This is a genomic window from Paenibacillus polysaccharolyticus, assembly GCF_900102085.1.
GTDB classification, from domain to species: Bacteria; Bacillota; Bacilli; order Paenibacillales; family Paenibacillaceae; genus Paenibacillus; species Paenibacillus polysaccharolyticus.
The window spans coordinates 17,290-42,299 of record NZ_FMVM01000021.1; the positions used below are offsets into that span (position 1 = coordinate 17,290).

The following is a 25,010-nucleotide window of genomic DNA, read 5'->3' on the forward strand; positions in this document are numbered from 1 at the left end:
TTGATACAACAACAATAAACCTTGAAGTATACTTCAAGGTCAAGGATTGAAATGAAAAATCATTAAATTATTCGACAGTCACCTTCGTACGCGGCATGGTATGCATTGCACCCGAAGTTACATGTGCCTGGACAACATATACCCCCGGCTCCTGAAATGTATACTTCACTTCATATATGCCATCACCTACAGAACTAGCCTTCACTGCCCCACGTGCCTCAAGCTCATCGGCATTCATCATTCCTTCTTCAATGGAAGGTGCCGCAGGTTCGTTCTGTTCGTCCCAGATTTGGAATTGTACCTGATCAGCATCATCTACAGGCTTCTCTCCCTGGGTTAGTTTGATCTGTAAAGCGACTTCTTCGTTCACCTTCGCCTGATCTGGCATCATCAGTTTCACTCGAATCATCTCCGGCATCTCGCCAGAGGCCGACTGCTCCGTATAAGAGCAGCCGGACATGATCAGCACCAGTATAAGCAGAGGTGTAAACCAGCGAGCTTGTCCCTTCATCACCGTTAGTCCTTTCTGCGTAAAAAGATTTAAGAAGAACATTTAGTTAGAAGATTTAGGTGTTTTACCGATTCCCCACAACATCACAATAATGATGATAAATGCGATCAGAGCCAGCAATGGAATCGTGATAAAACCAAACCAGTTCAAATAATCGGTATAGCATGGAACCTTACCACACGCCACAGCGTTGCCGGTAGCCGAGAAGATGCGCTGAATCGTTACGTGATACAAAGAAATGCCGCCCCCGATAAAGCTGAGCGGGAGTACGTACTTGGCAATCCCCACATCATCCTTGAAATACGCAATTCCAAGCAGAATCGTTAACGGATACATAAAGATGCGCTGAAACCAGCACAGATCACATGGCAGAAACTGCTTGATCTCACTTAAATAAAGACTTCCCAAGGTTGCAATGACAGATACAGCCCAGGCAATAAATAATCGGGTATCTACACTCCGTGCAGGCTTCTCTGAATTGGATGTTGCACTCATACCTCTGTCCTCCTCTTCCATTGTTCGTTTTGAATGATTTTATCATTCCTTTGTATTCTCTGAGTTCACTGCATGCTTATGTAATTGATTACGCGATTAATTATACCAAATATTTGCTCTTTCAGGCGAATACAAAAAAGCTGCCACAGGGGCAGCCTTTTCGGTTTGAATGTGAGATTAATTATATCAACATAAGACCGTATGGAATCACATTGTTGATTGTTGCATTAAGCTTGCCTTACATCGCTTTAGTCAGTGTAATAGATCCATCTTTTTGAGCCCATTTCACATTCCATTGTAACAATTCAGCAATGAAACGCAGCGGTACTTGTGTACGTCCGTCTTTGTTAACAAACACGGTAGAACCTACGTTTTTCTTCATACCGTTGACTTCCATGACCGTGTTGTTCACCCAGAATACGAGTGTATCATCACCAGCCATAACGGTAACTTGCTGCGCTTTTTTGTCCCATTTCACCGTTGCGCCGATTCCCTCACTCAGGAAACGCAGCGGGATGTATGTTGTATTTTTCCAAAGCACAGGTGTGGTGTCCATGTTCGTTGTTTTATCGTTAATTTTCAGCATTTTGCTGTTCAGCTTCATCCAAACCGTTGTCATATCTGGCGCTGGTGTTGGTGCAGGCGTTGTTGGTGCTGCCTCTTGGAACTTGTCATTGAACTGAGTCACAATGGCATTACCCAGCGCTTGACCTACCCCGAACATCACTTTGAAGCCTTCACGATTCGTGGTGTAAGAAGCATCATAGTTGCCTGCCGCATATTGATCCAGCACTTTTTGCACTTGGTTTTCATGTGTTGTCAGCGCTTGTTGTGCTGCAGATTTAGGCAGGTTGCCTGCTGTTGCGGAATCCAGGAATGTAGCAAACTCCGTTGTGAAGCCGTCGATTCGTTTTTGCACAGCTGTACGTGCGGTAGCATCATTATCTTTTACAGCTTTAACATAATCACTCTGAGCGTTAACATGGTTAGTTACCCAGATTTTTTCGAATGCATTCGCTCCTTCATTTCCATAAATAGAAGCAATCGCGGCTTTGAAGTCCGCTGTATTTCCAGCTTCTGCGGTTACGAGGGCATTCGATGCCGCTGTGCGTCCATCATATTGCTCTTGCATTTGCAGAGCGGAAAGCGCAAAGTGCTCCGAAGCCAAGTGGTTGAGTGCAGATCTCAGGTCAGCTGCTTTGGTATCTGCTTTGGTGTTGTTAAACTTCTCAGGCATCTGTGTTGTAATCGCGGTGGAAAGTGCTTTACTTACGTCAAACATTTCCTTGAAGCCTTCACGATATGCCTTGTATGCATCGGTGTAATCTCCGGCTACGTACTCGTCGAATACTTTTTGCACGAGGTCTTCATGCACTTTCAATGCTTGTTTAGCCGCGTTTTTCGGCAATTTACCTTCTGTCGCTGTGCTCAGAAATGTGGAGAATTCATCCACGAATCCGTTGATGTTATCCTGTGCTTGCTTGATGCCAGCCTGATTCCCCATCTTAGTGGCTTTCACCAGATCGTCGGTATATTTGTTATGTGCGCGGAAGATGCGTTCGAATTCTTTGGCACCAGCTTCACCGTAAAGCGAGGCAATCGCCGGTTGCATATCCAGTGCATTTTGGTCGAGCGCTTTGTAGGCTGCATCTGCATCTTTGGCTCCATCATAAGCTTTCGCCATGGCTGTTACCGCCAGAGCAAAGTGCTCAGATAACAAATGATCCAGATTCGCTCTCAGGTCAGCCGCAGGGGTGTTCACGGATGCTTTCATCATCGTCATGGAAGTGGAGGTCTGGGGCGCAGCAGCAGCTCCCGCGATTCCCGGCATTAACAGCGATAAGCTAAGTACAGGTGCAATAAATGTTTTCATTTTCATCTTCATTGTGTGTCACTCCTTAAGTATGTTTTTGATTCCTTTGTTTCTTTGTCGTTGTCTTTCATAGGGTGTAACGCACGGTTCTCCATTCTGGATCACTCCACAGGCAAAAAAAATTACAGCTTTCAGTAAAGAACGCCGCAAATGCTTGATACATCTATGTTTTTTTATCTAAAAAAAATTAAAATTCTAGTGATCTGAGTATGATCTGAGTCTAAAATGCACAACTCATCTGTAATATACCATATAGATTTAATTCACTCGTCGATCCACAAGTGCGTGTACATCCTTCAAATTCATATCATGCAAATTTCCTATATTTCTCAATAATAGCTTACATTGCGAGTAAACCTGAGATACAATAGAGGCAAACGCTCTCCATCGAATGGAAAAGGAGGTCAACTCATGACTTGGCTACCTTATGCATTGGTTATCGGTATTGCCTTATTTGGCGGGATTGCTACACTTATCATCGGGAATTCGAAAGCCAATCGCATCAGTAACCCCGAGTATGATCGCCGTACACGGCAAAATCTGAGTAAACTTACATATGTATACGTCGGCGCCATCGTACTGGGCATAGGTGGATTTGTCCTGTATTTGTACAACTGATCGTCATCCACTGAATGCTAAAGTAACATCTTTTTGAATACGGCAACTCTCCGCACGCCTCGTTCCATGTGTTGCACCATCGGGGAGGTTACTCCCCTCTCCCTGATCCACGCCAGCCAGCCGCGCAGCATCCATAGGTGAATTTGTTCATACAACTGTTCTCTTGTGAGCAGTCCCCCGGCCTCAGCGTACCCTTCCATTACTTCTTCTATAGTCGATATAGACTCATTCGCTCTTGCGGTTGCAGGAATCATCGAGGTAAGCGCGGCAGCCACATCAAAATGCGGATCACCTCTTCTCACCTCTCCAAAATCGATCAAAAGCGTCTTTTGCTTCATAAATAACATATTCCACACACCCAGATCACCATGAATCGAGCTATCATTTCTCACGATGTACTCCGTACATTGCTCTACATGCCCCTCAAGTGAACCGATAATAGCTGACGAAGATCCCCTGACTTCATCACGGACTTGTGACCATAATAGAGATAACGCAAAACGATCCTGCTGATCCATGATTTCAAGCTTGTGAGCAGCATGGTGGAAGCGAGCAAGCATGTTCCCAAATTCAACAAAATGCATGGTTTCCTGATCGTACGGTACCGTTTCTTCCACGTAGTACTGCAAATTATAAATTTCATCATTCAAATGCACATAGGACAACCCATTCCGCGCAATGACCATTGCTGGAGAGATGTTTTGCAATGACAGAACGTGATGAAGCCTCTCTTCGTTTACAGCCTGCCGCTCATCTCTAAGTTTACGTAACACGAATCTACCTGCTGAAGAATCAATGCATTTTGCTTCAGAGCTCGTCCCCTGTTTCATCACTTCCACGCGCTGTATCCGACCAATATCATAAAACTCTTCAATAAACTCTTTCATAACGCGATGATCCATCTGCCCCCCTCCTTAATTATGAAACCCAAACAAGATGCTCCCCTTATAACCTTTACATCGCAACTACCCATCATGATGCAAAGATCGTTACACATGTTTACAAGTTAGAGATAATTCAGAATTATTCTGGATAAGTTCGGGGGGTAATATAAAGTCATAAGGAACAGCAAGACAACAAATAACCCAACTTAAAGGAGAGATATATGATGAAGAAAAACATGAAAAAATCCGTAGCTACAATGATGGTGCTGGGTATGACCTTAACCGGAGCAGCCGGTGTATACGCCGGAACACAATTGGAGAAAATCTCGGCTTACCTCAATCATGGAATCAGCTTTAATGTAGACGGTGCAGCATACTCGCCGACTGAAGGGGACAGTAAAAAACTGGCTCCAATCACGTACAATAACTCGACTTATCTACCGGTTCGCGCACTGGCTGATGCACTGCATGTGCCTGTAACGTATGATGGTGCCAATAAACAAGTTATTATTGGTGAAGCGAACAGCAATCCAACTGCACTAACCAATGTAACCTATACCGTAGCGCAAAAAGAAGCGATCCAGAAAGCATTTGCTCAATTCGATGGTTTTGAGACAGCATATGCTCCACAGCAAATGACTGCAGGTGATACATTCAAAAGCGTAGCCGTTGGCGACGGTGTAAGCTTCATTTTCAATCACATGAAGGTTGATGTTTCTCCAAGAGATTATTCGGACGGTTACACGAGCAAAGAGGTTAAACTGTCCAATGGTGTTAGTGCAAAATGGTATACACCAAGCGATATCGGCATGTTAACCTTCGAACTGGATGATCGGTATGTCACCCTTAGCTCGCTAGATCATAAACTGTCCCAAGCGCAATTGCAACAAGTCGCTGTCTCTGTACAAAAAGTAAAAGGCGGCAATGATCAAGGGATTACTGCTTTTGAAAATGTAAATTACTCCAAACAGCAACTGGAACAGATCCGCAAATCATTTGCTCAATTTGATGGCTTTACCACAGCCTATGCACCACAACATATGGTTGCGGGAGATGCCTTCAAAAGTGTGGGTGCCGGCGGCGATGGTGTGAACTTTGTATTCAACCGCATGAATGTAACGGTATCTCCTAGAGACTACTCATTCAGCTACGATGGCAAAACGGTAAAACTGCCTAACGGCGTATCAGGCAAATGGTACACACCGGACAAAACCGACATGCTTACGTTCAAGCTGGATGATCGATATGTCACACTCAGCTCGCCAAATAACCAATTGACGCATACCCAACTGGAGCAAATGGCCGTAGCTGTGCAAAAAGTAAAATAATGCAATCCTATTCTGCGTAACGCTCATAAAGCATCATCTGATCATAAACCCATAACATCATAAATAAAATAACAAAACACATACGATATCGGCTCTTCCGTTCTTCAGACTTGGGAGCCGTATAGTGTGTGTTTTGTCTTGGTTATAGGCCGTTTATGCTGCTCGCAAAACGCGGCTTTTGTCCGGCTTCATTTTGATGCGGAAAGGGTTATAATAAATAAAGTTATCCCGATTTTTGCAAAATACAAACAGAAAGGAATGAGTGCACTATGAATCAGCGCATTGATCTGTCGCCAGAAGAGCTGCAGCAGCTTGCCGTCCAATTCAACAAAGCTTCGCAGAATGGACAAGACATCGTTAACCAACTCAAAACGATGATTGATCAATCCGAAGGTCAATGGGAAGGCAATCGGCAGCGTGATTTCCTTGAGCGTATGAATAACAGTATGACCACGGTGAGCAGTTATTTACGAGGTTTAATGGAGACAGGCACGCAGCTGCAGCAGACTGCAGAACGTTTCCGTGAAACGGATCAGTCACGTTAGTACTGATCCGTTTGTATCAAAAATACCAGCAGCCGCGGCCAACATCAAAATTGGCGTAATGTATTGTCACGCCTGCTCAAGCTCTGCCGCAAAAACCTCTTCTTCTTCATCACTATACCCCTTGAAAATAACTTCATCAATGTCTCCGTGATTAAATACATAAGTGTAATCTGGATTAATGTAACCTTCCGGGTACGGGCAGCCAATATAGTCAAATTGCCGCGGAGGTTCGGTCATTAACATTTGTTTCCTTCCATAGATGACGAGTTTTTTTGTACCCTCTTTCAAACGAATTACAGACCCGTTGGGCAGCAGTGCAGGTGTATTATTTTCCAAACTTTTCATCCTCCTCATATCTAGTGACCTTGTAATTAGGCCTGCTTTTCGCTGAATTAAACCGATTTTGGTCTGTTCATGACTCGGCGAAGCCAGTAATATCGATGCAGATCCATAACAAAATGAAAGACAACAAAAGCCAGCAGGATGTATACACATATCAGAACAACAGCCACTGTCTGCTGTGTTACGAAGGCCAATGAAATGTTGGCCAGCAAGTATGCCCCTCCTGTAATTGCGGTTAAGGTAGCAATGGGCATACCATTACTTTTCTCCCCCTTTTTACGCTGGGACGGCTGCTTTAATTTTTGTAAACGAAACCTTACATACTGAGATAAGGCAAAGAAGTATACTGCAAAAGATCCAATCGCATACCATGGCGTAGTCAGTCCCAGTGCTTCATAGGCAAATTTCTGTATAACTACCATAAAAGAAGCTGAACACACCAGTCCGAATACGCCTCGAAACAAGACATAATTGAGCTGTAGCCTGCGCGGGAATGCAATCAGGGCAATGGCCCATAGATTCATAACAGCTAGCGGCGGAAGTAGCAGATAGGCATACAGAGCTTGAAACGGAACACTGAATATAGGTATCAGAAGAAATACATTGAGAAAAAACAGAACCAGTGTGCCTGCGCTGAGCCGAATACCATCCAGCGCATAGATGACCAGATAATTCTCGAACGTTTCCTTGGGATACGATGTCCCTTCATACATCACGGGACCAGCAGCCGTATTTCCCTTATGCACTGAAGGTTTTGAACGCTGTTTATTCGCCATCTACTTAAACCACCCCGCCACGGTAGACCAGGCCTTCTTCGCGCCATGCTTGACAACATCCTTCACCGAATCATCCTTTCCGTCACCGTCCAGGTCCATATCCAGCTTTATCCCTTCCGCAAGATAGGTTAGACCGACCGAAACCCCCAGGCCAACGGCACCTACTGCCAGTACAGGTGCTGCTGCTGGCAGAACGGCCGCAGTTAGAAGAGTCGCTCCTACAGTGGTGGCTCCTCCTACGACAACATTCCCGATAATGTCACCCGCGATCTTGTCGGTACCTGCATTCTGACTAATATTCTCTTTCGTATCGTTGAATACATCTATACCCACACTGGCCCAACCCAGCTTGTCCGTCAACGCTGATTTGACGGCATAACCTGGTTTGATCATGGCGGCAACTTCTTTCATCTGCGGGCTGGCCGTTCCGTTGGCAATTTTGGCCTCAATGTCACGTACATAATGGATTTTATAGTCTCTTGGCCGCCCGTTTGGAGCCTTATTTCCTTTGACTGCATCATGACTCTCACGAACCAGAACCCGAGGTGTATTTCGATCCAGCTGAGCTTTCACCATGTAACCGTTCTTCACTCGATATCCCAAACGGGCAACCGCCATAGCTGCAGTTAATGTACCGACCGTGCTGCCCAGCCCATCAAACGGAGCAAGCAGATTAATGCCCGTCACTCCAAATTGGCCACCAGAGTTATCCTTCTGCTCCATCGTCTGCCGGGTTGTTTTCACATAAGCGGCCAGCTGCTGCATGCTTTGCCCTGCACTTTGGAAACGTTGCTGATGCGCCTGATACAGCCCAATAATCGTCTGCCGGTTACCCGATTGCCATGCGGCTCCTTGGATAGCATGCTGCAACATACCATCAACTTGCTGTAGCTGTGCAGTGACTTGTTCAATCTGCTGGGCAAGAGCATTCAGATATTCTGCTTTCATAACAATCTTTGTCATGTTCAATCCCCCTAACTTTTCGGACGTAATGTCCCTCCCGTTCAGCGCACATAGGGAAGAACGGATATGGAACGTGTTGTCAGCAGAAAGAGACTCTGTACCAGCTCTTCCTCCGTTAAGATGAATGTAGTAAACACATCCTCTGTCTCCCCTTCAAGAAAGAGCCAGTTTCCACTCGTACTGCCGATAAAATAAATGACTTGTGATCTCTCATCTGTACCCCGGGTATATACTTCAAATCGGCCCTGCTGCTCTAGAGCAGCAAAACTGCAGCACAAGGGCTGCACCCAGCCCTGATCCAGATGTTTATCTTCTTCCAATATGACCTGCATTTTATCGGTTGCTTCGGTTTCTTTAGCATCTTCGGTTCTTTCGCTTATCTCCGCTTGTTCATCACCATGTCCCGCTGGACTTATCTCCAATTCAAACAAGCGGCGCAATGTGTCGGCCCCGATGGACGTGCGCATACTCTCTTGTCCCAGATCAGGAACAGCTTCTGGCGGAGTATCATTCATATCCAGTCGGTTACCGAGAACTTTAAACATATCCTGTAAGGAGGGATATGAAGTGAATACGGACTGATGATGCATAGGCTTCCAGATCCATTCGACCAACAGATTACTTGATAAAAAACCATACGTTACGGATCTGCCCTGATCCGTGTTGAATAACTCCAGACGAGTTACCGCACTGCTCAGTTTGCAAGCCGTAAGCAGCATATGTACCTGAGGTTCTAACGTAATTTCCTGATCGCTAATGTTTATTACATGATCCTGTACCAAGCCTTTGAGAATCTGCGTGTACGAAGGTGCAGCCTCTCCCCGGCCTGCAGCAGCATGCGATTCTGCCCGAAGCTGTTTTGCCTCTGGTATATTCATGATTTCAAATAGAAAGAGCGTCTCCGAACCGTTACACTGAAAGGATGTATAAAATGACACGTGTATTCCCCTTTTCAAAAATGAATACCCTTAAAAAGCACTCATTCTTTTATTGTAAAAGGAACGCGAGCGCTGCTCAATGTGCCCCCATTCCTGAAGTTAAGCAGTCAGGCCTGATTATATATACCCAATTATAAATATAAAAGGCACAGCAAATATGCTGTCCCCCTATTTTTTTGCTTTAGTCCATCTTCATATCTGTTACTCGGATCACTCTTCTGTAATACAACGCATCCATCAATTCCTCCCAATCCAGCTCATCCACATTCACGTCCCGGAAAAATACTGAAGCAGCAGGCAGGAAACTAAGTAATGGCCCGGTTCCTCCACAGATCAGAGCCCCGCCATCTCCGCCTTTTGGCATCACTTCTCCATCTGCACCCAGTGTAAGCTCGTACTTATATGGATCTCCGGCAAACTGTACACCGAAGAAGTTCGGCAACTCCAGATCATAAGGGTGATGATGTTCTCCATCTGTTTCTGTATCAGCCGACGCCTGCTCAGACTGAACCGGACTCTCCGGCTTCCCCAGATGTCTTAATCTCATCGTATAGTCAAAGCTGTCTCCCCAAGGAAATAACGTGCGACAACCTCCACCATAGATATACTCCCACTCGTCTTCCGTCAACAAACTGAATCCCGCCGCTGTTTCTTCCTTTACAATGTCCTCCAGTTCGATTCCTTCATTAAACCAGAGAATTCGAACCTCTCCTTGGTCTTGAATCAGTTTGAATTCCAGATGAAGTTCATATTCATTCAGCCCCGATTCCTTGAATTCGGCTAAGGCTTTAGGAAAATCATCATGCTCCTGAGCAAATGCTTCTTCCTCGGTTACCTCAATCCACCCCAGGGAGATGGTCTCACACTCCACAAGCATCGGGCCAATATTGACCTCTCTCACAGGTGACATCTGGCCTGCCAGAAAGGATTGTACGTCCTCAATCCCGTAACTGCTTGCAGTTTCGTGCAGATCAGCAGTCGTTTCCTTATCCATTCCGTGATGCCACTTTTCCCAGCCTAATGTTACCTGATCACCTGGAACAAATACGAATCGCTGTTCATCCTGTGTAAACACTCCGGTCTGAGTCCGCTGTCCATATCGCTCAAACGTCTGCAATCCCTCATACTGCATCCCTTCAGGCAACTGAAGCGCAATACGTTGCATCCATTCCTGCTTGTCCTGTTCAGACAGCCCCTGCCAGACGCTTTTCGTTAAAGCTTCCATCTCCATCCACCTCTCACTGCAACTTTTGGCGTCTAATACTTTAGTTAATGAGTCACCAGGCCCGTTTATTTGAATGGGTGACAGCTCGTTTATTTGCCTGCGGCATGCGACAGCCTCAGTAACAATTCTTTTCGTTTGCCCTCCGCCTTACGGGCCAGTGCAGCCAGTTTCTCTACCTTGCCAAAAATCGGGTAGAGCACTCGCTGAACTTCATATGATTCCAACTCCTGAACCTGTTCCAGCAACCACTCAAGCTTCTCGTCCTGCTCGAACTCCGGCAACAATTTGAGTTTCAATCCGTCCGTTGAACGGCGCAAACTCTGAACGAGAACCGATACTGAGTCTGCTGTCACACCATACTTATCGGCAAAGGCAGCAATAAATTTGTCCTGAATCATCTGATGTTCGTCATCGACCTGCGCCATATATTCGTAAATCAGAGGAAAATACTGCTCGCTCGCAAGTCCAAGCCCAAAGGCGGCATAACTTCCCGGCATCCCACTCTTCTCCCCTTCTGTATCTGCATAAAACTCAAATTCCTGGATGGCTGCTCGTGCGTATTGTTCCAGAAGTGAACGCAGCTCAGGATATTCTAGAGCATTCGCAAAGAATCGGTGTGTATCCGATTTGGCAAGTCCTTTGATTGGCAGATACTGTTTTACTTTGGATTTCAGTTTGATGTGATAACTCTTGGGGAACCCCTGCTCCAGCAAACGAATAATAAAGGCTATCGCCTGTTGATATGCTCCTGGTTCTTCCTGATGTATTTGAATCGCTATCCTCGCAAAAACATCATTGGCCTGGCATTCCACCTGCTCCGTCTTAACATAAGTATCTTCCGGCTTATATGTACCGCTGCCCTCAGTCAACATCCGATCTGCCTGCTCACTACCGAGCTGCTTGGCCAGTTCCAGAAACCTAAGCCCTCTTGGCTTGCTGTAGCTAGGTTCGAAACGCAAAATCATCACCGCTGCATAGAGTAGCAGATCTATAGAGTGTAAACTCTTAACCTGCCCGTCCAGCTTCTGATCTGGCTTCAACGAGTATTCATTTTCACAATATTCTGAAATCTGTACGTCGAAATACTGTGGTAAAAACTGCTTCTCCGCCCATAGCGTCAAGGCATAAATGATCGTATGACGGTGCTCGGCGAGAGCATCCTTTCGCTCCCGATTTAACGTTTGAATCTGTTCATATTGTCTAATGATCCATGTTGCATCCATCGATGGAAACAACACGGGATCGAGCAGATGTTTTGCCAAAAAAGTCGTTTCGAGCGGCTTGGTCGGGTATACACCATTCTCCAGTTTTTGCTCTGTATACGTCCGAATCTGTTCTAGAAGTTGCTGTCTTTTCTCTTCATTGATGTATTCCAGCAACGTCAGCTTCAGCATCCCGTTGCTTGTAGGAAACTTTCCTCTAAACGTAAACCGGTAATCAATCAGCGGTGTATCTGCCCATTCGGCTAACTTCTCCTGAACCACCTCGACCAGCCGCGGCTGTATCTCGGTGCGTACCAGTTCTTCTGTAAACCGGATCGTCTGCGTCGATAGTGAACCTTCATCCCATCCCATATCCAGGCTATCCACGATCGTTCTTCCCGGCTTGTACAAAACAAAAATATCATCAAATATGCCCATCTGCAATTTCGTTCGTTGGATTGTCTGCTCTAAATCCGTACGTGCCGTTTGCTCATCAAACCATTCATGGATAGCCTGAATCATCTCTTCCAAAGCATGTTCCACTGCTGCTGTCATTCTATCTCCTGCCTTTCCGTAAAACATGTTGTATGTACTCTTGTTCCAACACCACGACGGCTTCTATCTCAACTGCCTGAGCAGTCTGTACATTGAATGATAAAAATACGCATTAACGTTCGCATTCCACCTATATTTTACACGCTCGGTCATACTCGCAACAATAAGTCTTACGCACGGTTGTCCCTCACTTGATCCTAATTAAGAGTTTCTTCTCTGACGTGAAACTTCGGAGGAAGCACAAAAAAAACACCGAAATGAGATGTCAGCAACGTCGTTTCGGTGTATTTGTGAAATGGGTTGTTTCCTTGTCAGACTTTCGTACGATTACTTGAAGACTAAACTCCTAGAACTAAGTAAAACAGAAATCATTCAGGTTATAAAATATTCAGGCCATGTATGATATAGCTATCCCTAAATTTTAACAGACGCTATATAATGTAAATAGATATTGCATACCACACTTATGAAGGAGGATCCAATGATGAAGTTGACGGAACAAGGTGTGTTAGTGCTTGAAGAAAAGGATATTGACTATATGTACTGCTACCGGGATCGAGACGGATTTAGGTTTGATGACTCATTTTTCATTGAATTAGAGTCACAAAAAATAACATTCTCTGAAGGCGATGTCCGAACGATTCACTTTCAGTTTGACAAAGAAGAGTACCCGCTTTACGAAGAACGCGAACGACTTGTTTCGGAGGTTCAGTCAGCCGTTCGTACACTTGACCCTAGCTACGATGGTTCGTATGTGAAATGAAGCGTTTGGCATCGTTATATTCATTAATTAATTCATCCAGCACCATCGACTGACGAATGACTTCTGGATGTTGCAGACTCGTATATTGGTTTGCCATCTGGTAAAGTCTCTGCCTTGCGTTTTCGATACATTCCTGAAGGGTTTCCGGGTTCCGTACCATCGTTCTGCCCCCATTCATTCCTTGAATTAATCATCCAGATAAGACCATATATTATAATATTCGGAATGAAGCAGGATTCAGATTACCTTTATTTCAAATTTTATATATTATTTTTCTAAAAGCAGCGTTTATCCTTATTGAGTTCGAAACTCGAATGATATGCAAAAAAGACACCAGATTGGCTTATCGCCTTTCTGGTGTCTAACATGTCTAGATGTACAGCTTATTCGATGTTAAAGTGTCGCATTGTTATCTGAGCCCAATATCCGAGAAGCGATTGTTGATCGTTTCAGGAAAAGCATGTTTAATTGCATCAATGGCAGCCTGTTCCGTACCCCCTGCGTTTCGAATCAGTTCAATAACTTGCTGTACACTTTCCGGTTCCCTTGCATCCCATGCCGCGGAATCATCCAGTACTTCAACAATAGATGCATGGAGATCAGCGAGCTGTGTATATTTTACAATGACTTGATCCATATGCGGCGATAAATGTTCAAGCGCTCTGACATATGAGGCGATGTCCCCTCTTGTATAAGCATAATAGCGAAGCACCGCTGCCGCCTGATTGCTCTCATAGTTTCCGGACTGCAGCACATCCGCAACCGCGGTGTATGCGGCAGAACCGCAAGCGTAATCTTGCGCTGGCAGCATATAGTCATGCGTTTCCCATTTGTATATGGCCTGGATTAACGACTCCTTGCACACTTCCCACATATCGATGGACTGTTGAGCTTCCAACACTTGATAATACCAATAGGGCGAGTTATTCCGGCCGACTAACGTATAGGGTAAACGACGAATCTCAGACTCATCTCCTGTGCAGAAAAATAGGACTTCCTCGTCATCATCGTATCCGACAGCCACCACAAATTGATCATGCCATAACACCGCCCCGGTTCCCCGGTCGATCGAATTTTTGATATTCAGTAATGCATGCTTCTGATAGAGCGGAAACGTCGGTTCAAAGGAAAACCCGGCAGCCTGACTCGCTGTCACTCCGATGAAATCGGCAGCAACAAAATTTTCTGCCATCCAGTTATATGCCGAGATGGATTCTTTCGTCAGACGACGGTCCACCACGAAACGAAAAAGACTTGCTGTCATGCCTGCAATCATATATCGCGGAAGATGTGTCCACTTTTTGTGTAACAAAATAGGGTATAACGCATCTGCATAGGTGCCTGCTCCGTATCGCCGTGTGTCCGTGTTCGTGGTACCCGAATTGGTCTGAGGTCGCTGAATTAAATCAGCCAAATCGGTCAATAACCTCGTTTTTTTCATGCTTTGAGCCCCATTCCTGCATCCATCCTGCCTTCCTTTTCTTCTTCGCACATCCCCTTCCCCAGTTCTACCGTGCGGAATGTGTGCCCCAGCGGGGTACCGTAGATCGTTTACGATCGGCATACTGCGCTGATACGGTACGAAAAGAATCTACCGCCTGCTCTTCGAGCAACTTCGCCTGTCCAAGCCACTGTGCTAGTTGCTCCTTAGCATCCTCCCGTAGTACAAGCCCGTTTTCTTCCCTTACCAGAAGTGCTCTCATTTGCTGGATCAGCTCAGCAATCCGGTTATAACACATCCAGGCCTGCTCCAGTTCAGTCCATAAGCCGCGAACATCATGCAAATACATTCGAATCTCGGTACGCGATTGGCAGTACGAATCCAGAAGGTAAGCTGCTCCTGCACCATCGTAATCTCCAGAGCGAAGTCCTTCTATCCAAACATCATATGCAAGCCGTCCAGAAGCTATATTTTGATCAGGTAACAAACGGTACGGAATATCCCAATCCTCCATTGCCAGGCGTAAAGATTCCAGCACCATCTCCTGCTCTGTACGTTGCACCTGATCACCAAAGATCTGACAGTACCAGAAACCGGTGAAATTCAATCCGAAATTATCATACAGCAAAATATGCGGCTCTTTGCTCCAGCCATCCTGCACATAAAAGACCCGATCTGCATCATCATATCCAGAAATGACACCAAACTCGGGCATCCAGTAGATCGCACCTTTACCTTCATCCAAACTCCGTCTGACCCCATTCACGGCGTCTTGCTTATACGAAGCAAATGTCGGATGTCGGCTTCGCCCTGCACCATATATTGTGAATAGGCCAAGATTGTCGATACCGCCTTGATGAGACACTCCCCACTGTCCGTATGCCGTTACCGACATCGGCAGTAATCTCTTATGGACGGACAATTTAAAGGCCATGCCGGTGTACCCTGCAAGCATATACTTCTCACCCTGGAATTGACCTGTATGCCGCAAAATCGCATGTAGGCTGTCCACAAATGACTTTGACTCCCGCTTCATCACCAGATGCTCCAGCATGTTCTCAGCCATCCTGTTCTCTCCCTTTCTGTCCCCTGCTGAGCCGCTCTGTCATTTCTTCTACCTGCTTCATCAGCTTGCGTCTAAGCCATCCTGGTGAGAGTAGTTCCTCCCACTCCGCAGCGTACAGATGTTGCAAAAATACGTCTGCATCGTGAAATTCAATCAAACAGACCTGCCCCTTTTGCTCCCGAATCCGGTACCCTCGCCACAGCTCCGATTGCTGCATCTCACGGAAACGAATCTCGGCCACAAACGGTTTTCGAACAGGCAATGCATCCCCCCAGGTGCTCATCCATGTATCCTGGTTGCATTCAAAGCGTTCCTCCAGCAGCGTCAGCTGCACGATGCTTTCCAGGCGAATCGGTGTCTGTTGCAGCGGGTCAGTCTCGTAACCGACTACATAGTCTGCATTAAACTGAGCGGTTAGCTTCACTGGGCAGAAGGTGATCTGGTGCTCCCCCTCATGATCCTTGTAATAGATATGCACTTTTCGTGCATCCTCTATCGCATGGGACAACAATTTAAACCATTGAAGGTGCCTGGGCGGTGCTGCAAACAACGGATACTGCTCTTTGGGCAGGTGATCCTCCATCGTAAAACGTTCCAATAAGTGTGCCACCCGTTTCACCGTATCCGCACGCTCATAGTCATAATGCCGATATCGATGAGCCAGATATTTGAGAACGCCTTGTTCCTCATCCGTCATATATAAATGCGGCAAACGAAAGGTCTGATCCTCGTAACAGTACCCTCGATACTTGGCTACATACACCAATGGGGCTCTGAGAGTATTTAGCATATATTCAATATCACGCTGCGCCTGACGCCGAGATATCTCGAATTGTTGTGCCAGACCACCGCTGTTCGGAAAACGCCCGCTTCGAATCTGTTCATCAAACCAATGAATCCGATGCATGCTACTCAAGCGATTTCACCCCCTGAATCATTCCAACGTTTATTCCTGTATTATATCAAAAGGACATAGCCTGTTCCGAAGAACAGGCTATGACAGGGTATCCGTCTACATTTCCTTACGTGATTTATCTTTCAGCTCTACACATTTACCTCTGCCAGATCTACTCTGGACTGCACAGCTTTGGAGCATTTTTTACACACTTTCAGACTCGTACCATCTGTTTTCGTTTGCGTATACAACAATTTGATTCGTGTACTCTTGCATATTGGACATGTTCCCCGTCCTCTGGACGGAAGACTCCACAGAACGCGACCTCTTTTCGTTTTAGCCAATGATTGTGAACCTCTTTTCAATAGGGTTTATGTGTTTTGTTCACCATCAGTATAGAGGCATTGGGACGACATAGAATGTCGTATCAGGAGTAATCTTTTATCGAGTTCAAAAAAATAAAAAATGCCCCTTCTTCATAAAGAAGAAAGGACATTCACTCAGCCGTTTCTGCACTTGTCTCTGCGGCGGCTTGGAGAAGAGGTTGTAGCAACCCTGGAAACCGCTCTTCCAGATCCTCAGACCGTAGTGTAATAAAATGCTGTGTGCCCTGTACTCGGACTCGAATGACACCCGATTCCCGTAAGGTGCGAATATGGTGCGACATCGTTGATTTCACAACACGAGCATGAAAATGACTACACGGTTGCTCCCCGCTTCTAGCGGCTTCGGCCACTATTCCTAGCCGTGTCGGGTCGCTGAGCGCATAAAGCACGGAAGAAAGCACAATATCCGCCACTTGTGGATGATGTAAAATTTTCATACGGCAGTCTCCTTTTTTTAAGACTATGCATTGTATTCTAACATACATCCATGATATATTTCTAATGTTCGATACCAATCGAACTTATATCATTTCGCATGCATCCCTTGTTGTGAAACACAGGGGCTGACATTATACACCATTTTGCAAATGTTACACACCGTTTCTGAAATGTTGCGAAATACACATCATGATAGGAGGTTTTTATGAACAACACGGCTACGGCAACTCCGATGGAACGGACTAGCATACAAGAAGGATTAATTGTGGCGTTGCTTGGATTCACCGTTGTGCTCGTCGTAATGAACACAATGATGTTTAATCTGGCTCTGCCCAAAATTGCAGCCGAATTCAAGCTGACCTCTGTCGCTTCATCCTGGATTGTTACGGGTTATTCCATCGTATTTGCGATTTCCTCGATTACATTCTCACGTTTGTCCGATTTTGTACCGATACGCACCTTGTTTACAACCGGGCTTACGCTACTTGGAGCCGCCTCTGTTCTGGGTTTCTTCAGTGACCATTTCATTGTTCTGCTCATTGCCCGTCTGGTTCAGGCTGCAGGTGCAGCATCCGTTCCGGGACTAGCGATTGTGCTAATTACACGCTACATTCCGAATGACCGCCGGGGTAAATCGATGGCCGTCATCATGTCCGCCAGTTCGCTAGGTCTGGGACTCGGTCCGGTACTTGGCGGTAGCATTACACAGTTTTTGGGATGGCATGATCTGTTTATCGTTACCGGTTTAGCGCTATTTTTAATTCCTGTTTTTTATAAACTGTTACCGCGAGAAACGCCGCAAAAGGGTTCCTTCGACATGCTCGGTGCGGTCTTGCTTGCCATCGGTACAACCGGGATTCTATTATTCCTGACTTCTCGTCAGGTCATTACACTTATTATCGGGGTAAGCGCACTGTTGCTGTTCTGGTTCCGCATTCGCCGTGCAACTGATCCGTTTGTGCAACCCGCATTGTTCAAAGACAAAAAATATATGATCCTCAGCTCACTAGGAATTGTATCGTATATTAATAACTTCGCCACCCTGTTCCTGTTGCCACAGGTTCTGGCTCATCTCTATGGACTGACACCCGCACAATCAGGACTGGTGATTTTCCCGGGTGCGCTTGTGTCCATGCTACTGTCCAACCGCATCGGGCGTATGATTGATCGTCATGGTAATACATTGCTACTGAAGTTTGCACCTTGGCTACTCCTGGCGGCTGCTGGACTGTTTGCTCTGTTTGCAGATCAAAGCATCTATGCCATCATGGTTGTGTACATGCTGCTCAGCGTTGGTTTCTCTTCCTTGACGACCAGCGTATCCAACGAATTGTCGGGCAATCTGTCCATGGATCAAGTGGGCGCAGGCATGGGATTGTTCCAACTCAGTCAATTTTTCAGCGGTGCATTCAGCGTAGCTGTAACCGGGGTTGCTTTGACCGCGATGCAGAACATGCAACTATCTTCAGCGTATAGCTTTATCTTCTGGGGAATGACTGCAGTCGGCCTCGCATCGGTTATCTTTTCGCAAATCTATCTGAGGATGCAACCACGGAAAGATAAGGTGGCGTAATATTAACCTCTAACTAATTTAAAAATACTTCAATAAAACAAAGGAAGAAGCCAATAAAATTAACGGCTTCTTCCTTTGTTTTACCTGAAATTGTTCAGGTTCTTTTCCGATCTCACTATATTTACATTTCGTTATTCAAACAGATCCAGGCGCAGACGTTTCAAGCTGGTGTGCTTAATGCGCCACTGTCCATCGATCTTGACAAATGTTTCGTGATAATGCCCGAATCCGTGGAAAGATTTGTTCTCGTTACCTTCAGGAAACGTTACCCAGTCCTCCATCGGAGAAATAACCTTCGCTTCAGTGGCAGATACAAACTCCACCTCCGCACTATGTACGTGATGCACAGTCACCGCCGGGTCTACAAGGTCACGGAATACCTGTACAATCGTGTCACGTCCAGTCAAAACCGGAATCGGATTGCCTTCCGTACTGAAATCGGCAACGGCATCGGGAGCAAACACGTCACCGAGTTCATCCCATGCTTTTGTATCAATATAGCGGCAATAACGCGCCTTGGTATTTCTAATATTTTCGAGTGCAAGCAGTTGCTCCAGTTCCGTCATCGTCGTCGTTTGGCTCATGTGTTTTCCCTCCAGAGGTGTAAGATGTGATTAAGTATGTATTTATAGTATCTTCCTCTTCCTTATTGTAGCATTGCCCTTCTGTCAGGCACAACGCCGCACCAAGTGAGAAATCTAGAAACATTACCCAATCTTACTGGAATAGAAACATACATGAGCCACACCAGAGCGATAAATGCTACAGCGAATGAGCTTCCCTCATCTGGGATGCGAGCTCAGACATTTTTTTATGTTGCAGGAAACTTTCCATCTCTTCCTCCGCCTGAACCATAACCTGCTGGATCAAACACGCTGCATTATGATTCTGTGAGCATTCAAACAAGGAAGCCTTGCCTTCGATGGCATGAATGATTTCCAGAAAAGAAGGATCAGGGTTCTTGCGACTAAGTCGATAACCGCCATTGGCACCGGATGTGGATTCGATCATGCCCGCTTTGACCAGTTTGGTTAGTATTTTGGACAGGTACGTTGGGGAGACTTTTTGAAATTCAGCCAGTTGATGCACGCTAATCAGTTGCTCAGGCGCAGTGCTAACCAGATATAACATTGTGTGGAGCGCATAGTTGGTCGCTTTGGAATATTTCATGAGAGGACACCTCATATATACGGATTTAATTTATCCATAATAGACCTGATTGAAGGCCCTGTCAAACGAATCCACATGAGAGTCCCAAGGTAGATGGCTTTGCTGAAGGTTTGATTCATCCATTTTTCTTTTTTATTTATGGTAAAGCCCACGGTAATCAGTAGGTGTCATGCCCTCATGCGCCATAAACTGACGGTTAAAATAACTCGCATTAGGATATCCCGCTTCCTCGGCAATCTGCCCAATGTTGGCCGACGGGCGTTCAAGTAGCCACTGCTTGGCCATCTGTAGCCGTGAACGTGTGATAAACTCCATTGGCGTCATCTCTACGGCATTCTTGAACATTTTGCAAAAATAATACGTACTCACTCCTGCGCGATCTGCCCAGTCTTGTAACAGAAAAGGCTCACAAGCCTCCTGCTGCATCTGCGGCAATAACGACAGCACTCGGCTCTCCGTTTTGCTCGTGGTACGTGTGTTCTTGAGGGGTACCGCATGCTGTACAAATTCCGCCAGCAGAGCATAGGTCAACGTGGACAACTGGGCTGGACGAAGCATCCGGTTCTGTTCCACCTCTTCAAGCAACGCCAGATGAGCGTCCTCCCAGGAAGTACGCTGTCTCAGCGTCCATAAAAGGTTGCGGTGCAATCCCCGTTCCAGCATATAATCATGCAACCGTTCCCCGTAAAAATGGACCCAGCGTACGTCCCACGGCTCATCTTCGCTACTATAGTAATGTTGCCGTTGATGCGGAAAATAGAGCACCGCTTGACCTGCCCGAAGCTCGTGCACTATCCCATCGGCCTCCACATATCCTTTACCTGCCGCAACATAGTGAATGTTGAAATTATTAAGCACCCCTGCCTCACGTAATACAGCGTGCTGGGTATGATCCGTATAATGTCCAACGGACTCCGGGTAACAGAAATAGGGGATATCCTGCAGGGTCAGCAATACGGTTTGTCTCATCATGTTTGGTTCACCCCATTAAGCAATATTGTGTTAATTCAATTCAATATATTATCATTTTAATTCATTCATCTATTCTTTATAATCACAATATACATTCAAATACAGGAGGAAACAAGTTATGAATTCTGTTCAAAAGTTACGCTGGGGCATTCTCGGCAGCGCCAACATTGCAATAGGTTCCGTCATTCCTGGCTTGCAGCAATCGGAGTTGAACGAGGTTACCGCTATTGCCAGCCGTGATCTCGATAAAGCACAGCAAACCGCTGATAAACTTGGAATTGAAAAGGCTTACGGAAGCTATGAGGCCATTTTAGAAGATGATTCAATTGATGCCGTTTACATTCCACTTCCGAATCATCTGCACCGGGAATGGACGATTCGCGCAGCACAGGCTGGCAAACATATTTTATGCGAAAAACCACTCGCTCTCACGGAAAAAGAAGCTCTGGAAATGGTTGAAGCTTGTGCAGATGCAGGCGTGCATTTGGCTGAAGCGTTTATGTACCGCCATCATCCGCGTTATGACCAGATTCGGGAGATTATTGCCAGCGGCGAGATTGGTGAAATTCGTGGCATCCACAGTACGTTTTCGTTTAACAATTCGGGTTCGTCCGGCAACGTGCGTTTCCGTAAAGAATGGGGTGGCGGCGCGCTGTACGATATCGGCTGTTATTCCATTAGTGCGGCTCGCCTCCTGCTGGGACAGGAGCCGAAGGCAGTGACTGTTATCGGTATGTTCTCACCAGAGCATGATCAGGTGGATATGATGGCTTCCGGACTGCTTGAATTCGATAACCATGTTGGTGTTACGTTTGACAGCAGTATGTGGGCAGCCTTCCGTAATACGCTGGAGGTACTTGGCTCTGAGGGTATTATTGAAGTCCCTTCGGCTTATATTGCTCGTACAGACAGCACCTCAAACTTCTTTGTTACGGCAGGTGGTGAACGTCGTGAAGTGGAGGTGCAACAGGTCAATCATTATGCATTACAAGGGGATGATATGGCTCGCGCTGTACTTCAGGGCAAAGAACTTCGTTTCGCCCCTTCCGATGCGGCAGCCAATATGAAAGTCCTTGAAGCTTGTCTGCGCTCGGCAGAAGAACGTACACGAATTACGTTGTGAGGAACTTTATATAAGAGAGGACGGTTTAATCTATGGAATTTATTGAAATCGCCGGTGCTGGCAAAAAAGTCTCAAGGCTAATCAAAGGAACAGACTATTTCTTTCATGATACGTATGAGAAAGCTGCAACCAACCTGGATGCGTTTCTGGCGATCGGCGGCAACACGGTAGATACAGCGCACATCTATTGCGGCGGACAGAGCGAAGAGGTACTGGGACGTTATATGAAGGAACGCGGCAATCGCGACCAGATGGTGATTCTCACCAAAGGGGCACACCATGACCAGAACGGCCCTCGCGTGAATGCGGATGCCATTCGCAAAGACCTAACTGAAAGCCTTGAGCGTTTACAGACGGAACATGTCGAGCTGTACGCACTGCATCGGGATGATCCTAACATGCCTGTGGCTGCCATTCTGGAGGCACTAAACGAACATATCGAGTCTGGCAAAATCGGCGCCATCGGCGCCTCCAACTGGACCTGGCAGCGGTTAGAAGAAGCTAACGCTTATGCCGCCTCCCATGGTCTCAAAGGATTCACGTTCAGCAGCCCGAACCTCAGTCTCGCCAAAGCGAACGAGCCATTCTGGGCAGGCTGTGTATCGGCGGATGCCGAAACGCTCGCATGGCATGAGCAAACAAAACTGCCGCTCCTGTCCTGGTCTTCCCAGGCTCGTGGTTTCTTCACTGGTCGATTCACACCAGAGGTACGCGACAATGCAGACTTGGTGCGTGTATTCTACAGTGATGGCAACTGGGAACGACTGCGTCGTGCCGGGGAATTGGCTGCATCCAAGAATACAACGGCGATTCAGATTGCGTTAGCCTATGTATTGAATCAATCCTTCCCGACCTGCGCATTGATTGGGGCACAAAATCAGGCAGAGTTACTCTCCTGTGACGAAGGATCCCGCATTACGCTAACTTCGGAAGAGATCGCCTGGATCGATCTGGCTAGTGAGGTTAAGCCAGCCGGCGTCTGAAGATAATGTCCTGAAATTCTAAACTTGCTAAACGCAAAGAACAAATCTTAAAATAAACCACAAATCAAGCTAAAAACGGGATCAAGGTAACGGATTTTCTGCCTTGTCCCGTTTTTTTTGATAGCTGTGCAACTGAACTAATGGAGAGACGCCAGTTAAACAACATGCTCTACGAAGTTGAACAATAGCTGGAGCTGCTGTTTTTGGCATTACACCTCGCACCCGCACCCGCACCCGCACCCGCACCCGCACCCGCACCCGCACCCGCACCCGCACCCGCACCCGCACCCGCACCCGTCGCAAAGTATAATTACTCACGGATACACAGTAAACCCCTCATTTGTGGTACTTTGAGCCGACGATTACAGCCAAAAGACATGCGCTGAATTTCTAACGATCTCAGATGAGGCTATTCTGCCGATTTTAGCCTATTCTCAAATCTAACGATCACAGGAAACGCTATTTTCCCATTTGACCCTAAATTTTGCCCTTTTAGAGGTATTTTTAGAGAAATAGCGTCGCTGGTGATCGTTACATTTTTCCGACTGCCAAAATCATGCAAATAAGCTCATCTGAGATCGTTAGCGCAATCCTGATGTTTGCACATACGATTTCTCCCTAGATTACTCGCAAAAAAACATTCCCAAGTATAGTTTGCTGGAGAATGTCCCTTCGATTAAATTTATATTCTGCCTGCATCCTATACGAGCATGTAATGTGTTTAACAGTCGCATGCCAACTGATGACTCACATAAAAAGGACATCCACCAGCACACTGCGCTGGGGAATGTCCTCTAAATTTAATGATTGCAAACCAATAGCAATTTCTATCCTAAATATAGTCCATTACAGTCTATTACAGCCTGTTACGACCTATTAAGTCTGTTACAGCTTAACGATCTGACCTGTTTTCTCGGATTCAAACGCAGCCAGAATGACTTGCAGGGAACGCAAGCCCTCTTCACCTGAGATGGATGGAGGCGTCTTGGTCACGATGGATTCTACGAATGCATCGATCACGCCGCTTGGTACTTGTTTTTCATTGGTAGCCATCGCGCCAACTTTATACGTTTCAACCGTACCATTGGTCAACTCAACGATGACCTCGTCACCTTCCACTGTACCGATCTTCATTACGCCGTTCTCACACCACAGCACGGTGCTGTTGTCTCCGCCTCTGTATTGTGTCCAGCTGGCTACGAGTGTGCCGATTGCGCCGCTCTTCATACGCAGCAAACATGTCGCGTTGTCATCCACATCCGTACCTTCTTTGTGCAGCGTGCTGATGAAACCAGCCACTTCGGACACTTCATCGTTCAGCAAATAACGGATAAAGTCGGATTTGTGTACGCCAAGGTCACCCATCGCGCCCATAATAGCTTCTTCTTTGCGGAAAAACCAGCTACCTGCTCCGTCTAAACTCCAGCCTTCCGGACCCGGGTGACCAAAAGCAGTACGGAAGGTCAGCACTTTGCCCAATCGGCCGGAATCCAGAATTTCTTTGGCTTTCACGTGAGGAGGCATCAGACGTTGGTTGTGACCTACCATCAGATATACCCCGTTTTTCTTAGCCGCCTCAATCATTTGCTCGCCTTCTTCAGTGGAAACCGCCATCGGTTTCTCAACCAGCACATGCTTGCCCGCATTAGCAGCGGCAATCGTCATTGGGGCATGCAGATAGTTCGGTGTGCATACGCTCACCGCTTCCACTGTTGTTTCGTTTGCAAGCAATTCCTCATAACTGGAATATGCTTTACCGCCGTACATTTCAGCCATTTCCTGCGCACGCTCCACTACCGGATCAGCAAATGCGACAAGTTCTACGTTCTCATTGGCAGCGTACTCTGGAATATGTCTGCGCTGAGCGATGGCTCCACAGCCGAATACAGCAACTTTAATTTTACTCATGTACAAAATTCTCCTTTGACAATTAGATTCATGTTTG

At 46.3% G+C, this 25,010-nt stretch carries 27 protein-coding genes; 7 read left to right on the plus strand and 20 right to left on the minus strand.

Annotation, left to right across the window (positions count from 1 at the left end; translation table 11 throughout):
* Positions 1-67: 67 nt before the first annotated feature.
* The 3 genes from BLQ13_RS24410 to BLQ13_RS24420 all read right to left on the minus strand — a co-directional run bounded on the left by BLQ13_RS24410 (position 68) and on the right by BLQ13_RS24420 (position 2,885).
* Positions 68-511, minus strand: a complete 444-nt coding sequence (locus BLQ13_RS24410; RefSeq protein ID WP_154891812.1) for a FixH family protein — start codon at positions 509-511, stop codon at positions 68-70.
* Positions 512-553: 42 nt separating this feature from the next.
* On the minus strand, positions 554-1,006 hold the full coding sequence (locus BLQ13_RS24415) for a disulfide oxidoreductase (protein ID WP_090924309.1): 453 nt from the start codon (positions 1,004-1,006) through the stop codon (positions 554-556).
* 238 nt (positions 1,007-1,244) lie between these two features.
* The gene (locus BLQ13_RS24420) at positions 1,245-2,885 is read right to left on the minus strand and encodes a copper amine oxidase N-terminal domain-containing protein (protein ID WP_090924361.1); all 1,641 of its coding nucleotides are present in this window, start codon (positions 2,883-2,885) and stop codon (positions 1,245-1,247) included.
* A gap of 405 nt (positions 2,886-3,290) precedes the next feature.
* On the opposite strand from BLQ13_RS24420, the gene BLQ13_RS24425 reads away from it, so the two are divergent.
* Positions 3,291-3,497 carry a hypothetical protein gene (locus tag BLQ13_RS24425; RefSeq protein ID WP_090924310.1) on the plus strand — a complete coding sequence of 69 codons (207 nt, stop codon included), beginning with the start codon at positions 3,291-3,293 and terminating at the stop codon, positions 3,495-3,497.
* A gap of 17 nt (positions 3,498-3,514) precedes the next feature.
* Here the strand turns inward: BLQ13_RS24425 and BLQ13_RS24430 are convergent, their stop codons facing one another.
* The gene (locus tag BLQ13_RS24430) at positions 3,515-4,399 is read right to left on the minus strand and encodes a phosphotransferase (protein ID WP_090924311.1); all 885 of its coding nucleotides are present in this window, start codon (positions 4,397-4,399) and stop codon (positions 3,515-3,517) included.
* Positions 4,400-4,602: 203 nt separating this feature from the next.
* Between BLQ13_RS24430 and BLQ13_RS24435 the strand changes: the two genes are divergently transcribed.
* Positions 4,603-5,709, plus strand: coding sequence for a stalk domain-containing protein (locus tag BLQ13_RS24435; protein WP_244159447.1), 1,107 nt, complete (start codon positions 4,603-4,605; stop codon positions 5,707-5,709).
* A gap of 269 nt (positions 5,710-5,978) precedes the next feature.
* The gene (locus BLQ13_RS24440) at positions 5,979-6,254 is read left to right on the plus strand and encodes a WXG100 family type VII secretion target (protein WP_090924313.1); all 276 of its coding nucleotides are present in this window, start codon (positions 5,979-5,981) and stop codon (positions 6,252-6,254) included.
* Positions 6,255-6,320: 66 nt separating this feature from the next.
* On the opposite strand, the gene BLQ13_RS24445 is transcribed toward BLQ13_RS24440, so the two are convergent.
* From BLQ13_RS24445 to BLQ13_RS24470, 6 genes are all read right to left on the minus strand, one after another.
* The gene (locus BLQ13_RS24445; RefSeq protein ID WP_244159448.1) at positions 6,321-6,590 is read right to left on the minus strand and encodes a DUF4176 domain-containing protein; all 270 of its coding nucleotides are present in this window, start codon (positions 6,588-6,590) and stop codon (positions 6,321-6,323) included.
* 56 nt (positions 6,591-6,646) lie between these two features.
* A complete protein-coding gene (locus BLQ13_RS24450) occupies positions 6,647-7,372 on the minus strand; it encodes a hypothetical protein (RefSeq protein WP_244159449.1) in 726 nt (241 codons plus the stop codon).
* Positions 7,373-8,335, minus strand: a complete 963-nt coding sequence (locus tag BLQ13_RS28960; protein WP_244159450.1) for a hypothetical protein — start codon at positions 8,333-8,335, stop codon at positions 7,373-7,375. It abuts the gene before it with no gap.
* Between the two features lie 41 nt (positions 8,336-8,376).
* Entirely contained in the window at positions 8,377-9,273 is an 897-nt protein-coding gene (locus BLQ13_RS24460) for a hypothetical protein (protein WP_090924315.1), read from the minus strand.
* A 181-nt stretch (positions 9,274-9,454) separates the two neighbouring features.
* A complete protein-coding gene (locus BLQ13_RS24465; RefSeq protein WP_090924316.1) occupies positions 9,455-10,498 on the minus strand; it encodes a formylglycine-generating enzyme family protein in 1,044 nt (347 codons plus the stop codon).
* A gap of 89 nt (positions 10,499-10,587) precedes the next feature.
* Complete coding sequence (locus tag BLQ13_RS24470) at positions 10,588-12,255, minus strand: DUF6138 family protein (RefSeq protein ID WP_090924317.1); 1,668 nt, start codon at positions 12,253-12,255, stop codon at positions 10,588-10,590.
* 481 nt (positions 12,256-12,736) lie between these two features.
* On the opposite strand from BLQ13_RS24470, the gene BLQ13_RS24475 reads away from it, so the two are divergent.
* The gene (locus BLQ13_RS24475) at positions 12,737-13,018 is read left to right on the plus strand and encodes a hypothetical protein (protein ID WP_139168944.1); all 282 of its coding nucleotides are present in this window, start codon (positions 12,737-12,739) and stop codon (positions 13,016-13,018) included.
* Here the strand turns inward: BLQ13_RS24475 and BLQ13_RS24480 are convergent.
* From BLQ13_RS24480 to BLQ13_RS24505, 6 genes are all read right to left on the minus strand, one after another.
* Positions 12,990-13,178, minus strand: coding sequence for an aspartyl-phosphate phosphatase Spo0E family protein (locus BLQ13_RS24480; protein ID WP_090924319.1), 189 nt, complete (start codon positions 13,176-13,178; stop codon positions 12,990-12,992). The genes BLQ13_RS24475 and BLQ13_RS24480 overlap by 29 nt on opposite strands.
* A gap of 249 nt (positions 13,179-13,427) precedes the next feature.
* Entirely contained in the window at positions 13,428-14,459 is a 1,032-nt protein-coding gene (locus tag BLQ13_RS24485; RefSeq protein ID WP_090924320.1) for a hypothetical protein, read from the minus strand.
* Positions 14,460-14,526: 67 nt separating this feature from the next.
* Complete coding sequence (locus BLQ13_RS24490) at positions 14,527-15,525, minus strand: hypothetical protein (RefSeq protein WP_090924321.1); 999 nt, start codon at positions 15,523-15,525, stop codon at positions 14,527-14,529.
* Positions 15,518-16,432, minus strand: a complete 915-nt coding sequence (locus BLQ13_RS24495; protein ID WP_244159452.1) for a helix-turn-helix transcriptional regulator — start codon at positions 16,430-16,432, stop codon at positions 15,518-15,520. Before BLQ13_RS24495 ends, BLQ13_RS24490 begins: the two co-directional genes overlap by 8 nt.
* Positions 16,433-16,569: 137 nt before the next feature.
* Positions 16,570-16,764 carry a hypothetical protein gene (locus tag BLQ13_RS28965; protein WP_090924323.1) on the minus strand — a complete coding sequence of 65 codons (195 nt, stop codon included), beginning with the start codon at positions 16,762-16,764 and terminating at the stop codon, positions 16,570-16,572.
* A 152-nt stretch (positions 16,765-16,916) separates the two neighbouring features.
* Complete coding sequence (locus BLQ13_RS24505; protein ID WP_090924324.1) at positions 16,917-17,243, minus strand: ArsR/SmtB family transcription factor; 327 nt, start codon at positions 17,241-17,243, stop codon at positions 16,917-16,919.
* 206 nt (positions 17,244-17,449) lie between these two features.
* Here BLQ13_RS24505 and BLQ13_RS24510 point away from each other — a divergent pair, with 206 nt between their 5' ends.
* Complete coding sequence (locus tag BLQ13_RS24510) at positions 17,450-18,817, plus strand: MFS transporter (protein WP_090924325.1); 1,368 nt, start codon at positions 17,450-17,452, stop codon at positions 18,815-18,817.
* A 131-nt stretch (positions 18,818-18,948) separates the two neighbouring features.
* On the opposite strand, the gene BLQ13_RS24515 is transcribed toward BLQ13_RS24510, so the two are convergent.
* The 3 genes from BLQ13_RS24515 to BLQ13_RS24525 all read right to left on the minus strand — a co-directional run bounded on the left by BLQ13_RS24515 (position 18,949) and on the right by BLQ13_RS24525 (position 20,959).
* A complete protein-coding gene (locus tag BLQ13_RS24515; protein ID WP_090924326.1) occupies positions 18,949-19,401 on the minus strand; it encodes a nuclear transport factor 2 family protein in 453 nt (150 codons plus the stop codon).
* 178 nt (positions 19,402-19,579) lie between these two features.
* The gene (locus BLQ13_RS24520) at positions 19,580-19,987 is read right to left on the minus strand and encodes an RrF2 family transcriptional regulator (RefSeq protein ID WP_090924327.1); all 408 of its coding nucleotides are present in this window, start codon (positions 19,985-19,987) and stop codon (positions 19,580-19,582) included.
* A gap of 132 nt (positions 19,988-20,119) precedes the next feature.
* On the minus strand, positions 20,120-20,959 hold the full coding sequence (locus BLQ13_RS24525; RefSeq protein ID WP_090924328.1) for an AraC family transcriptional regulator: 840 nt from the start codon (positions 20,957-20,959) through the stop codon (positions 20,120-20,122).
* A gap of 118 nt (positions 20,960-21,077) precedes the next feature.
* On the opposite strand from BLQ13_RS24525, the gene BLQ13_RS24530 reads away from it, so the two are divergent.
* Together BLQ13_RS24530 and BLQ13_RS24535 are read left to right on the plus strand one after the other, a co-directional pair.
* The gene (locus BLQ13_RS24530; RefSeq protein ID WP_090924329.1) at positions 21,078-22,082 is read left to right on the plus strand and encodes a Gfo/Idh/MocA family protein; all 1,005 of its coding nucleotides are present in this window, start codon (positions 21,078-21,080) and stop codon (positions 22,080-22,082) included.
* A gap of 32 nt (positions 22,083-22,114) precedes the next feature.
* Complete coding sequence (locus BLQ13_RS24535) at positions 22,115-23,065, plus strand: aldo/keto reductase (protein ID WP_090924330.1); 951 nt, start codon at positions 22,115-22,117, stop codon at positions 23,063-23,065.
* Between the two features lie 885 nt (positions 23,066-23,950).
* Here the strand turns inward: BLQ13_RS24535 and BLQ13_RS24545 are convergent.
* Complete coding sequence (locus BLQ13_RS24545; RefSeq protein ID WP_090924332.1) at positions 23,951-24,973, minus strand: Gfo/Idh/MocA family protein; 1,023 nt, start codon at positions 24,971-24,973, stop codon at positions 23,951-23,953.
* Positions 24,974-25,010: the final 37 nt, after the last annotated feature.